Annotated in this window: 12 protein-coding genes; 7 read left to right on the plus strand and 5 right to left on the minus strand. The window is 75.6% G+C overall.

The window, feature by feature from the left end:
* Positions 1-55: 55 nt before the first annotated feature.
* Positions 56-586 carry a SigE family RNA polymerase sigma factor gene (locus tag AB0O09_RS33035; protein WP_363548326.1) on the plus strand — a complete coding sequence of 177 codons (531 nt, stop codon included), beginning with the start codon at positions 56-58 and terminating at the stop codon, positions 584-586.
* Between the two features lie 38 nt (positions 587-624).
* Entirely contained in the window at positions 625-1,812 is a 1,188-nt protein-coding gene (locus tag AB0O09_RS33040) for a hypothetical protein (RefSeq protein WP_363548328.1), read from the plus strand.
* A 20-nt stretch (positions 1,813-1,832) separates the two neighbouring features.
* On the opposite strand, the gene AB0O09_RS33045 is transcribed toward AB0O09_RS33040, so the two are convergent.
* Both AB0O09_RS33045 and AB0O09_RS33050 read right to left on the minus strand, forming a co-directional pair.
* Positions 1,833-3,500 (minus strand): putative PEP-binding protein, encoded by a 1,668-nt coding sequence (locus AB0O09_RS33045; RefSeq protein ID WP_363548330.1) that lies wholly within the window; start codon positions 3,498-3,500, stop codon positions 1,833-1,835.
* Positions 3,497-3,775 carry an HPr family phosphocarrier protein gene (locus tag AB0O09_RS33050; protein WP_359983656.1) on the minus strand — a complete coding sequence of 93 codons (279 nt, stop codon included), beginning with the start codon at positions 3,773-3,775 and terminating at the stop codon, positions 3,497-3,499. The genes AB0O09_RS33045 and AB0O09_RS33050 overlap by 4 nt, the downstream gene beginning before the upstream one ends.
* Before the next feature lie 288 nt (positions 3,776-4,063).
* Here AB0O09_RS33050 and AB0O09_RS33055 point away from each other — a divergent pair, with 288 nt between their 5' ends.
* From AB0O09_RS33055 to AB0O09_RS33065, 3 genes are all read left to right on the plus strand, one after another.
* Positions 4,064-4,825 carry a DeoR/GlpR family DNA-binding transcription regulator gene (locus AB0O09_RS33055; protein ID WP_363548332.1) on the plus strand — a complete coding sequence of 254 codons (762 nt, stop codon included), beginning with the start codon at positions 4,064-4,066 and terminating at the stop codon, positions 4,823-4,825.
* Positions 4,822-5,766 (plus strand): 1-phosphofructokinase, encoded by a 945-nt coding sequence (gene pfkB / locus AB0O09_RS33060; protein WP_363548334.1) that lies wholly within the window; start codon positions 4,822-4,824, stop codon positions 5,764-5,766. Before AB0O09_RS33055 ends, pfkB begins: the two co-directional genes overlap by 4 nt.
* A 122-nt stretch (positions 5,767-5,888) precedes the next feature.
* Positions 5,889-7,895, plus strand: coding sequence for a fructose-specific PTS transporter subunit EIIC (locus AB0O09_RS33065; RefSeq protein ID WP_363548336.1), 2,007 nt, complete (start codon positions 5,889-5,891; stop codon positions 7,893-7,895).
* Between the two features lie 66 nt (positions 7,896-7,961).
* Here AB0O09_RS33065 and AB0O09_RS33070 read toward each other — a convergent pair whose 3' ends face one another.
* On the minus strand, positions 7,962-8,672 hold the full coding sequence (locus tag AB0O09_RS33070) for a pyridoxamine 5'-phosphate oxidase family protein (protein WP_363548338.1): 711 nt from the start codon (positions 8,670-8,672) through the stop codon (positions 7,962-7,964).
* A gap of 49 nt (positions 8,673-8,721) precedes the next feature.
* A complete protein-coding gene (locus AB0O09_RS33075) occupies positions 8,722-10,104 on the minus strand; it encodes a glutamate decarboxylase (RefSeq protein WP_363548345.1) in 1,383 nt (460 codons plus the stop codon).
* A 211-nt stretch (positions 10,105-10,315) separates the two neighbouring features.
* Between AB0O09_RS33075 and AB0O09_RS33080 the strand changes: the two genes are divergently transcribed.
* Together AB0O09_RS33080 and AB0O09_RS33085 are read left to right on the plus strand one after the other, a co-directional pair.
* The gene (locus AB0O09_RS33080; protein WP_363548339.1) at positions 10,316-10,744 is read left to right on the plus strand and encodes a hypothetical protein; all 429 of its coding nucleotides are present in this window, start codon (positions 10,316-10,318) and stop codon (positions 10,742-10,744) included.
* Positions 10,745-10,852: 108 nt separating this feature from the next.
* A complete protein-coding gene (locus AB0O09_RS33085) occupies positions 10,853-11,776 on the plus strand; it encodes a LysR family transcriptional regulator (protein ID WP_363548341.1) in 924 nt (307 codons plus the stop codon).
* An 18-nt stretch (positions 11,777-11,794) separates the two neighbouring features.
* On the opposite strand, the gene AB0O09_RS33090 is transcribed toward AB0O09_RS33085, so the two are convergent.
* Positions 11,795-12,214, minus strand: coding sequence for an acyl-CoA thioesterase (locus AB0O09_RS33090; RefSeq protein ID WP_363548343.1), 420 nt, complete (start codon positions 12,212-12,214; stop codon positions 11,795-11,797).
* Between the last annotated feature and the right edge of the window lie 76 nt (positions 12,215-12,290).

Below are 12,290 nucleotides of genomic sequence, written 5' to 3' on the forward strand. Positions count from 1 at the left end.
ACATCCGTGCGGAATCCGGTGGGACGCGGTGCCCGCCCCACCGCGTTAGAAGGTCATGGACCGCACAACGACGACGCGACCGGCGCCCACCGAGCCGCCGGCCTTCCTCGACTTTGCTGCGGCGAGGGGGCACCACCTGGTCAGAACGGCCTATCTGCTGACCGGCGGTGACGCGCACCTCGCCGAGGACCTCGCGCAGGAGGCGCTCGGCCGGCTGTTCGGCCGGTGGCGCAAGGTGTCCCGGATGGCCAACCCGGCGGGGTACGCGCAGACCGTCCTGGTCAACACCTTCCTGTCGCACCGCCGTCGGCGCAGCAGCAGCGAGCACGTGACGGACACCTTCGCCGAGACGGCGCAGGCCGCGCCGGACCCGGCGCTGCGGGTGACCCTGCTGCAGGCGCTCGGCGAACTGCCGCCCCAGGACCGGGCGGTGCTGGTGCTCCGCTACTGGGAGGACCGCAGCGCGGAGGAGACCGCGGCGGTGCTGCGGCTGAGCCCCAGCACGGTGCGCTCGCGCAGCAGCCGGGCGCTGGCCCGGATGCGGACGGTGCTCGGCGAGGACCTCGACGCGCTCGTCCACCCCTGACCGACCACCGGCAGTACGAGAGGATGCGGAGAACGACGATGCCTGTCGAGGAGAGCTTCACCACCGCCCTGCGGTCGGCGGCCGAACTGGCCCCCGAGCCGAACGCCCTGGCCTTCGCGCAGGGTGCGGCGACCCGCGGAGCGCGCCGGCGCAGGCGGCGCCGGGCCGCCGTGCTGGCCGGGGCGGCGGCGGTCGCCGCGGCCGTGCTGGCCGCCGGTTCGCTGCCGGCCCTGCACGGCGACCGGGCACCGGCCGCGCAGCCCTGGTCCTCGGTCAGCGGGGAGTACATGCGCGACGCGCTGGTCTCGCTGCTGCCGAGCGGCCGGGTCACCGGCGCCATGGGCTTCACCGGCAACGAGGGCGACGTGAAGCTGGGGCCGTCCGCCGTCGTCGACCTGGAGACGGCGCACACCGGCGGGCAGATCAGCCTCGGCGTCGACCGGATCGCCACGCCGGTGACGGAGGCCTCGCGCGGTGCGCACTGCTTCGACCCGTCGGAGCGGCCGACACTCAGCTGCAGCCGCACGGTGCGGCCCGACGGGTCGGTCCTGATGGTCAACGTGCTGCTGCCGGAGCAGCCCGGCATGGGCAAGGTCCTGGTCGCCACGTACACCAGGCCGGACGGACGCCAGGTGCGCGTCGACACCTACAACCGGGACGGCCGGCCGGAGCCTCCCCTCACCGCCGAGCAGGCGGTCGCGGTGGTGACGAGCGGCGCCTGGGACGTCGCGTTCGACGGCGTGCGGGTGACCGACCCGCCGAAGCCCGGGGTGTCCCTGCCGCCGACGGCCGCGCTGCACGACGCGGTGGCGAAGCTGCTGCCGGCCGGCGCGGTGGCGGGCCCGGCCGACGGCCTCGCGATGCCGGGCCGGGTGCGGCTGCAGGTCTCGCTGGACGGCCGGACGAGCTGGGTGACCGTCGAGGTCGAGCCGCACTGGCAGGAGGGCGAGCAGTCCGACCCGCGAAAGACGTTCGAGTCCGGTCGCGGCCCGGAGCTGACGCACACCGCGGACGGCACCTCGGTGGTGGCCGCTGCCCACCGGGAGTCCGACGGGACGGACGGCCCGGAGGTGCAGTGGGGCGCCGAGGCCCTCCACCCGGACGGCACCCGGGTGACCGTCGACGAGTGGAACGGCCCCGACGCCCGCACCTTCCTGCCGGGCGCCCCCGCCCTCACCGTCGACCAGCTCCGGGCCCTGGCGACGGCCCCCGCCTGGCGCGGCTGACGCACCGCCGACGGGCGGGCTCAGCCCCCGGCCGTCCGCAGCGATCCGCGCACCCGTTCCCGCGCGGTCGCCGCGTCGGGGGCGCTGCAGGCGAGCCCGGCGAGGCGGCGGCAGTCGGCGAGGGTGTGCCCGGCGAGCGCGGCGCGGACCTCGGGCAGGCAGGAGGGTGCGGCGGACAGCCCGGTGACGCCGAGGCCGACGAGGACGAGCGCGAGGTCCGGGTCGGCCGCCGCCTCCCCGCAGACGCCGACCGGGACGCCGTGCGCGGCGGCGCCCCCGGCGGTGGCCGCGACCAGGTCGAGCAGGGCCGGCTGCCAGGGGTCGAGCAGCTCGGCGAGGGCGCCGAGGGTGCGGTCGGCGGCGAAGGCGTACTGGGCGAGGTCGTTGGTGCCGATGCTGAGGAAGTCGCAGACCTCGGCGAGCCGGTCGGCGCGCAGTGCGGCGGCCGGCACCTCGACCATCGCGCCGGCGAGGGCGAGGCCGTGGGCGCGGACCCGGCCGGCGAAGGCGGCGGCCTCGGCGGGCAGCGACACCATGGGGGCCATCACCCGGACCTCCGCGCCGCTGCCGCGGGCGGCGGCCGCGATCGCGGCGAGCTGGGTCTCCAGGAGCTGCGGGTCGCGGGCGGCGGTGCGCAGGCCGCGGACGCCGAGGGCGGGGTTCTCCTCGTCGGCGGCGGTGGCGAAGGGCAGCGGCTTGTCGGCGCCGGCGTCCAGGGTGCGGACGGTGACGCGGCGTCCGGCGAAGGCTTCGAAGACGGCCCGGTAGGCGGCGGTCTGCTCGGCGGCGCCGGGGGCCTCGGCCCGGTCGAGGTAGAGGAACTCGGTGCGGAAGAGGCCGACGCCCTCGGAGTCGGCGGCGGCCGCGGCGGTCAGTTCGTGCGCGGCACCCAGGTTGACGAGCAGCGCGACGGGGTGCCCGTCGGCGGTGCGTCCGGGCCCCGCGCTGTGGGCGACCGCTTCCCGGCGGGCCCGCTGCCGCTCGGCCGCGTGCCGGACGGCCTCCGGCGCGGGATCCGGGTGGACGGCGCCGTCGGCGGCGAGCACGAGCACCGTCCGCCCGTCCTGCAGTCCGGCGGCGCCGGGGCAGCCGACGACGGCGGGCAGGCCGAGGGCCTTGGCGAGGATCGCGGTGTGGCTGGTGGGGCCGCCGCGGACGGTGACCAGGGCGAGGACCCGGGCGGGGTCGAGTTCGGCGGTGTCGGCGGGGGCGAGGTCGTCGGCGACCAGGACGTACGGGTGGCCGGGGTCGGGCAGGCCGGGCATCGGCAGTCCGAGCAGCCGGGCGACCGCGCGGTCGCGGAGGTCGTCGAGGTCGGCGGCGCGCTCGGCGAAGTAGCCGCCGGAGGCGAGCAGGGCCTCGCGGAAGCCCTGGTAGGCGGCGGTGACGGCGTGCGGGCCGTCGGTGCCGGCGGCGACGAGTCCGGTGGCCCGGTCGGCGAGCGCCGGGTCGGCGGCGATCATCGCCTGTGCGGTGAGCACGTCTGCGGCGGCGCCGTCGGCCCGGGCGGCGCGGGCCTCCAGGTCGGCGGCGACGGCGGCGAGGGCGGCACGCACGGCGGCGCTCTCGGCGGCCGGGTCGGTGACCGGCCGGGCCGGCGGCAGCACGGGGGACGGGGCGGCCCGGGCGACCGGCCCGGCGGCGCTGCCGCGGCCGACGCCGATGCCGTGCAGCGGGGCGGCCGTCACCGGACGGCGTCCAGGTCGTCGGCGAGCAGGGCGGCGAGTTCGTCGAGGGCGGCGCGGGCGGCGGTCTCCTCGCCGTCGGCGGTGAGTTCCAGGGTGTCGCCGTGGCCGGCGGCGAGGGCGAGGACGGAGAGCAGGCTGCGGGCGTCCACCGGGGTCTGGCCGGGGCGGCCGACGCCGACCTTGACGCTCTGCCGGGCGGCGGCCCGGACGAAGAGGGAGGCGGGCCGGGCGTGCAGGCCGCTCTGCGAGCCGACGGTGACCAGGAGCTGGGGCATGGGGTGTCCTTCGGGTTCACGGGGTGCGTCCGGGAGTGCCCGAACGGGCGGTCCGGATGGGGCCGCGGGCCCGGTACCGGCGGTGGGGGCGGTCCGCGGGTACCGGGCGGTCGGGGGGGTCACGCACCCGTCACCGGGTGGGTTTCATTTGGTTTTACGCCCGGTTCACTCGACATGTCAACGTAATCGGGCAGAAATCCCACATGTTCGGACCCTTGCTTTTCCACGGTCGGGGCGTATCGTCGGAGTCAGCCAGGCGTAAACAGACATGAACGGACCCGATCCCACATGTACGCTCCCGAGCGCCAGCAGCAGATCCTGCAGCTCGCCCAGACCAGGGGCCGCGTCGACGTCCCCTCGCTCGCCGAGGAGTTCAACGTCACGCAGGAGACCATCCGGCGCGACCTCAGCACCCTCGACCGGGCCGGGCTGCTGCGCCGCGTCCACGGCGGGGCACTGCCCGCCGGGGCGCTGCACCTGGAGCCCGGCCTCGCCGAGCGGGACTCGACCGCCGCCGACGAGAAGGAGCGGATCGCCCGCGCCGCGCTGGCCCTGCTGCCCGCCGAGGGCAGCGTGCTGCTGGACGCCGGCACCACCGTCTCCCGGCTGGCGGCGCTGCTGCCCGCGGACAGCACGCTGACCGTGGTCACCAACGCGCTGCCGGTCGCCGCCCGCCTGGCCGACCACCCCTCGCTCTCGCTGCACCTGGTCGGCGGCCGGCTCCGGCACCGCACCCACGCCGCCGTCGACGACTGGGCGCTGCGCGCGCTCGCCGACGTGCACGCCGACGTGGCCGTGGTGGCCACCAACGGCTTCTCGCCGGAGGGCGGCCTCTCCACGCCGGACCTCGCCGAGGCCGCGGTGAAGCGGGCGATGGTCGCCGGGGCGCACCGGATCGTGCTCGTCGCGGACTCCTCGAAGTACGGCACCCGGCACTTCGCCCGGTTCGGCTCGCTGGAGCAGGTCGACGTCCTGGTCACCGACAGCGGGCTGACCGACCGGCAGGCCGCGGAGATCGAAGAACTCGGACCGGAAGTGATCCGCGCATGATCGTCACCATCACCCCCAATCCCAGCCTCGACCGCACCTACGAGCTGTCCGAGCTCGCCCGCGGCGAGGTCAACCGGGCCACCGGGGACCGGCTGGACCCGGGCGGCAAGGGCGTGAACGTGGCCCGGGCGCTCACCGCCGCCGGTCACCGCACCGCCGCCGTGCTGCCGCTCGGCGGCGCGCCCGGCCGGCTGCTGGCGGAGCTGCTGCACCGCCAGGACATCGACGTGGCGGCCGTCCCGGTCGCCGGCGACACCCGGATCAACGTGTCGATCGTCGAGCGGCACGGCCCGCTCACCAAGATCAACGCACCCGGGCCGCAGCTGACCGCCGAGGAGTCGGCGGCGCTGCTCGGCGCCGTCCGCCGACAGGCCGCCGGGGCGGACGTGGACTGGCTGGCCTGCTGCGGCAGCCTGCCCCGCGGGCTGGCACCCGAGTGGTACGCCGACCTGGTCGCCGAGGCCCACCTGGGCGGCGCCCGGATCGCCGTGGACACCTCGGGCCCGGCCCTGCTGGCCTCGCTGGCGGCCGGCCCCGACGTGGTCAAGCCGAACCTCGACGAACTCGCCGAGGCGGTCGGCAGTCCGGTCACCACCCTCGGCGCGGCCCTCGACGCGGCCGAGCGGCTGCGCGAGCTCGGCGCCCAGCAGGTGCTGGCCAGCCTCGGCGCGGACGGCATGCTGCTGGTCGCCGAGGAGGGCTCCTGGTACGGCACGGCGCCGGTGGACGAGGTCCGCAGCGACGTCGGCGCCGGCGACGCCTCCCTGGCCGGGTTCCTCGGCGCCGGAGGCAGCGGGCCGAAGGCGCTGGCCTCGGCGCTGGCGCACGGCGCGGCGGCCGTCCGGCTGCCGGGCAGCGTGATGCCGATCCCGGCCGACCTCGAACCGGACACCGTCGTGGTGACCGCCGACGTGCCGCGGGAGCTGCCGCTGGGCCGCTGAACCGGGCGCGGCCGCGAGGGCCGCAGACGCGCACCGGCCGTCACGCACGGCCGATCGGAAGGACCTGGGGGCAACAGGAACCGACCACCGCACCTGTGCACGACTGGTGAAGGACCGACACGATGAGCGACAACGGCAGACTGATCACACCTGCGCTCGTGGATCTCTACCTCGCCCCCGACGACAAGGCGGAGGCCCTCCGCGCCCTGGCCCAGCGGCTGGCGGCCGAGGGGCGGGTCACCGACCTCGACGGCTTCCTCGCCGACGTGGCCGCCCGCGAGGCGCAGGCGCCGACCGGCCTGGGCGACGGGATCGGCATCCCGCACTGCCGCTCGGCCCACGTCACCCGGCCGAGCCTGGCCTTCGGGCGCAGCACCCGCGGGCTGGACTTCGACGCCCCGGACGGCCGGCCGGCCGACCTGGTCTTCATGATCGCCGCTCCGGACGGCGCGGACGACGCCCACCTGCAGATCCTGGCCTCGCTGGCCCGGCGGCTGATGGACCCGGAGTTCACCGGGGCGCTGCGCACGGCGACCGACCCGAGCGCGGTCGCCGCCCTGGTCAACGACGAGGAGCCGGCCCCCTCGCCGGAGCCCGCCGCGACCGCCGCCCCGGAGCCCGCCTCCGCCGCCGCACCCTCGGCGGGCGGCCCGCGGCTGGTCGCGGTGACCTCCTGCCCGACCGGCATCGCGCACACCTACATGGCCGCCCGGGCGCTGGAGCAGGCGGCGGCCCGGGCCGGTGCCACCATCCACGTGGAGACCCAGGGCTCGGCGGGCTCGACCCCGTTGGACCCGGCGGTGATCGCCGCCGCGGACGCGGTGATCCTGGCGCACGACGTGGAGGTCCGCGACCGGGCCCGGTTCGCCGGGCTGCCGACGGTCGACACCGGGGTGAAGGCCGGCGTCAACCGGGCCGACGAGCTGGTCGCCGAGGCGGTCGCGCTCGCCGCGGCCGCTCCCGCCCGCACCGCGGAGCCGGCCGCCGCCCCGGCGCCCGTGCAGCGGCAGGAGCACTGGGCGAAGCGGCTGCGCGGCTACCTGATGACGGGCGTCAGCTACATGATCCCGTTCGTCGCGGCCGGCGGACTGCTGATCGCGCTGGGCTTCGCGATCGGCGGCTACACGATCTCCTCGGCGCCGTCGGTGGTCGGCCACTTCGACTGGACGTCCCACCTCAGCTGGGCGGCGCTGCTCTTCCAGACCGGCGCGGCGGCCTTCGCCTTCCTGGTGCCGATCCTCTCCGGGTTCATCGCCTACGCGATCGCGGACCGGGCGGCGCTGGCGGCCGGCATCGTCGGCGGCGCGGTCTCGGTGACGGTCGGCGCGGGCTTCCTCGGCGGCATCGTCACCGGTCTGATCGCGGGCCTGCTGGTGCGCTGGATGACCGGTTGGAAGGTGCCGCGGGCGATCGCCGGGATCATGCCGGTGGTGGTGATCCCGCTGCTGTCGGTGGCCGCGGTCGGCTTCCTGATGTTCGTGGTGCTGGGCTCGCCGATCTCCTCCGCGATGAAGGGGCTGACGGACTGGCTGAACAGCCTGTCGGGCACCAACGCGATCCTGCTCGGCCTGCTGCTGGGCGCGATGATGGCCTTCGACATGGGCGGCCCGCTCAACAAGGTGGCGTACACCTTCGCCGCCGGCGCGCTGACCACCGCGGGCTCGGTGCCGGACGCGGGCAGCCTGAAGGTGATGGCCGCGGTGATGGCCGCCGGCATGACCCCGCCGCTGGGCCTGGCCCTGGCGACCACCGTGCGGCGGCGGCTGTTCACCCGCGAGGAGCGGGAGAACGGCAAGGCGGCCTGGGTGCTCGGCGCCTCGTTCATCACCGAGGGCGCGATCCCGTTCGCCGCGGCCGACCCGCTGCGGGTGATCCCCTCCGCGATGGCGGGCAGCATGGTCGCCGGCGGTCTGACGATGGCCTTCGGCTCGACCCTGCGGGCGCCGCACGGCGGCATCTGGGTCCTGCCGCTGATCGGCAACCCGGTGCTCTACCTGGTGGCGATCGCCGCGGGCACCGTCGTCACCGCCGGCCTGGTGATCCTGCTGAAAGGCCTGCGACGCCCCGCCCCGACAGCCGCCCAGGAACCGGACCCGGCAGCCCGGGTCCTGGCCGGCACCGCGGCCTGACGGTCGGAAGGCGCCGATCAGGGGCGCGGGGAACCGTGCGGTTCCCCGCGCCCCTACGCATGCCTCCTACGGCCAGAGCAGGGTGCTGGTCCAGGCGATCCGGCCGGTGCCGAGGCCGGTGCGGGTGTACCGCAGCCGGACGTGCCGCCGGCTCGGGTCGCCCTGCCAGAACTCGACCTCGGCGGCGCGCAGCACGTACACCGTGTGCCCCGCGGCCACCAGCTCCGGGTCGGCGTCCAGCAGCAGCTGGGCCTCGTCGGCCGCCAGGTCGTACGCGGCGAGCGACCCGAGCGGCTCGCTCTGCCGTCCGACCAGCGAGGCGACCCGGGCGCCCGGCGAGCGTCCGCGGAACTCCTCCGCGGAGACGGCCGGCGGCGCGGCCTCGACCGAGCCGCGGACGCGGACCTGGCGGCCGAGCGGCGGCCAGTACACGCTGAGCGCGGCCATCGGGCTGAGCGCCAGTTGACGGCCCTTCGGGCTGTCGGCCTCCGCGGCGAACAACCAGGCGCCCTCGGCCGCGTCGACGTCCCGCAGCACCAGCACCCGGGCGTCGGGCACGCCGTCCGCGTCGACCGTCGAGAGCGTCATCACCTGCGGGTCGAGCACGCCCGCCTCGAGGGCCTCCACCAGCCAGTCCACGAAGAGCGGTCCCGGCTCGGCCGGTGCCAGGTCGGGCTCGAAGACCGGCAGTTCGCGGGCCATCGGCGGCCGGTCCCGCAGCATCTCGCCGACCGCACTGGGTCGGTACCTGTCGAACCCGTCGTCGCCCGCCACCATCGGCCTCCCGTTCGCTCGTCCCGACGTCCGACCCCCGACCCCACCGTACTCAGTGGTGGAAGCCGACGCGGTCCGCCTCGTGCGGGTGTCCCTGTTCGAGGCGCTTGATCGCCCGGCGCATGTCCTCGGCGAGCAGCTCGATCTCGTCGCGGTCGACGCCGTGCCGCACCAGGACGCGCTGGATGACCGTCTCCTGCCGGTCCGGCGGCAGCGGGTACGAGGGCACCTGCCAGCCGCGCATCCGCAGCAGGTCGGAGAGGTCGTACAGGCTCCAGCCGACCGAGTCCGGGTCGGTGAGCGTCCAGGAGACGGCCGGCAGCGCGCCGACGCCGTCGTACAGCAGCGTGAACGGTCCCATCTCGGCGACCTGCCGGGCCAGGTGCTGCGCGGTGTCGGCGCAGGCCTGGTAGACCCGCCGGTACCCCTCGCGGCCGAGGCGCAGGAACATGAAGTACTGGGTGACGACCTGTCCGCCGGGGCGGGAGAAGTTCAGCGCCAGGGTCGGCATGTCGCCGCCGAGGTAGGAGACGTGGAAGACCAGGTCGTCCGGCAGCGCGTCGTTGTCCCGCCACAGCGCCCAGCCGACGCCGAGCGGGGCCATGCCGTACTTGTGGCCCGAGGCGTTGATCGAGGAGACCCGCGGCAGGCGGAAGTCCCAGACCAGGTCGCGGTGGAGGAACGGGGCGATGAACCCGCCCGAGGCGGCGTCCACGTGCAGCGGCACGTCGATGCCGGTCTCCGTCTGGATGCGGTCCAGCTCGGCGGCGATCTCCGCGACCGGCTCGTAGGTGCAGGTGTACGTCACGCCGAGGATCGCCACGACGCCGATGGTGTTCTCGTCGACGTACTCGCGCAGCTGGTGCGGCTGCAGGCCGGTCGCACCGGGCTCCACCGGCACCTGGCGCAGCTCCACGTCGAAGTACCGGGCGAACTTCTCCCAGCACACCTGCACCGGCCCGCACACCAGGTTCGGACGCTCCGTCGACTCGCCCGCGGCACGCCGCCGCTCCCGCCACCGCCACTTCAGCGCCAGGCCGCAGAGCATCGCCGCCTCGCTGGAGCCGGTGGTCGAACAGCCGACCGCGTTGGCCCCCTCGGCACCGGCGGGCGCGTGCCACAGGTCCGCGAGGATGTTCACGCAGCGCGACTCGATCTCCGCGGTCTGCGGGTACTCGTCCTTGTCGACGATGTTCTTGTCCAGGCACAGGTCCATCAGCCGGCGGACCTCGTCGTCCGCCCAGGTCGTGCAGAAGGTCGCCAGGTTCTGCGCGGCGTTGCCGTCCAGCAGCAGCTCGTTGCGCAGCAGCTGGAAGACCACCGACGGCGGCGCCGGGAAGTCCGGCATGGCCCGCTTCGGCAGCGGCCGCTCGCTCAGCGGCGAGGCGAAGATGTCGACGGCCGGGTCGGCCGCCGGTTCCTGAGCGTTGTGCAGAGCCACCGAGGGCACCTCTCGCGTCGTCCGACAGCATCCCCTCGGACCCTACGGGCGCCCTCGCGGGCCCGACAGCGGGCGTACTCCATACCGGGCGCAGGCGGCTCCCCGGCCGCGGCCCCCGGCACCCGGACGGCCCAGCCCCGATTGCCCGGCCCGGCGACCGGACGGACGGTCGGGACATCCCTACGTCTCCGAAAGGGAGATCGCCATGGCCTCCACCTCCGTCCCTCCGGGCCCCGCCACGGGGGGCCTGCCACCGCGTCAGAACAGCGGCTGGGTCACCGGCCTGGTGCTGTTCGCCGGCGTGGTCATGCTGGTCACCGGTCTCCTCGACCTGTTCCAGGGGATCGTCGCCGTCGCGCAGGACGAGCTGATCGTCACCACGCCGAACTACGTCTTCAAGTTCGACGTGACCTCCTGGGGCTGGATCCACATCATCCTGGGCCTGGTGGTCGCCCTCGTCGGGCTCTGCGTGCTCCGCGGCATGGCCTGGGCCCGGTACACGGGCATCGCGGTCGCCTCGCTGAGCCTCATCTCCAGCTTCCTGTGGCTGCCCTACTACCCGCTGTGGAGCATCGTGATCATCGCCCTGGACATCTTCGTCATCTGGGCGCTGGCGGTGTACCGGCAGGACTGAGCGGACCTCGCACAGCGGCCGCGGCACCCCGGCGGGGTGCCGCGCGGCCGCTCCGTGTGCGCGGGCACGCCCGGCAAGATCCGAAAGAGAGGGCCTAAGCTGCGGGGCATGCCCAGTGGTGACGCCCCCGGACCGCTCGACCTCGGACTATTGCGGACCTTCCTCACCGTGCACCGCTCCGGCTCCTTCACCGCCGCCGCCCGGCTGCTGCGGCTCTCCCAGCCGACCGTCACCGCACAGATCCGCACCCTGGAGCAGCAGCTCGGCAGGCCGCTGTTCGAACGGCTGCCGCGCGGGGTCACCGCCACCACCGCGGCCGACGCCCTCGCCGCCGAGATCGCCGCCCCGCTGGACGCCCTCGCCGCCGTCGCCGAACGCGGCAGCGCCGACCACGGCGCCCCGGCCGAGCCCGTCCACCTCGCCGGGCCGGCCGAGTTCCTCGGCGTCTGCGCGATGCCCGCGCTCGCCCCGCTGATCGGCGCCGGACTGCGGCTGCGCGTCACCCCCGGGCTCACCGACGACCTGCTCGCCGGCCTGCGGGCCGGCCGCTACGACCTGGTCGTGGCCACCTCCCGGCCGCGCGGGCGGCCCCTGCACGCCGTGCCGCTCGCCGACGAGGAGTTCGTCCTCGTCGCCGGGCCCGACTGGGCCGCCCGGATCGGCGCCGGGCGGGTCGCCGCCGAGGGCCCCGCCGCACTGCGCGGCGTACCGCTGGTCACCTACGCCGAGGACCTGCCGATCGCGCGGCGCTACTGGCGGCACGTGTTCGGCACCCGGCTGACCGGACCGGCCGCGGCCGTGGTGCCCGATCTGCGCGGGGTGGCCGCCGCGGTGGCCGGCGGCGCCGGGGTCTCCGTCCTGCCGCGCTACCTGTGCGCGGCCGACCTCGCCTCGGGGGCACTGGTCGCACTGCACGAACCGGAGGACCCGCCGATCAACACCGCCTGGCTGGTCGGACGGGCCGGGGCCGCCGAACCGGCCGCCGTCGCACAGGTCCGTGCACGGCTGCTGGCGGCGGCCCCGGCCTGGTGAGGACGCCTGCGGCGGGCGTCAGAGGCCCAGTGCCGCCGGATCCGCAGCCAGGGCGCGCATCGGCTCCCGGGCGTCCTCGACCAGCCGGCGGGCCGTCAGGTCGAGGAAGCCGCCCACTCCGGTGACCTCGGCGGCGAGGGTGCCGTCCGCCTTCACGATGGTCTGCTCGACACCGAAGGTCTTGCCTCCGCCCCACACGAAACGGCAGCTCACCGCCACCTCCTCGCCGGCCCGCAGCTCGCGCCGGTAGCGGACGGTCGTCTCCAGCACGACCGGGCCGACGCCCTTCGCCAGCAGGTCGGCCTGCCGGATGCCGGCGTGTTCGAGGTAGCACCAGCGGGCGTGCTCGGCGTACTGCAGGTAGACCGACTGGTTGAGGTGGCCCTGGGAGTCGGTCTCGTAGCCGCGGACGGTGATCGGAACACTGAATTCGGTCATGCCACGAACAGTACGGGCACGCCCGGCAGGGGCGCGTGGGGGCACCTCCCGGCCGAAGGCTGGGGGAGAACTGCGC

The organism is Kitasatospora sp. NPDC093679, from assembly GCF_040683455.1.
Lineage (GTDB): Bacteria > Actinomycetota > Actinomycetes > Streptomycetales > Streptomycetaceae > Kitasatospora > Kitasatospora arboriphila.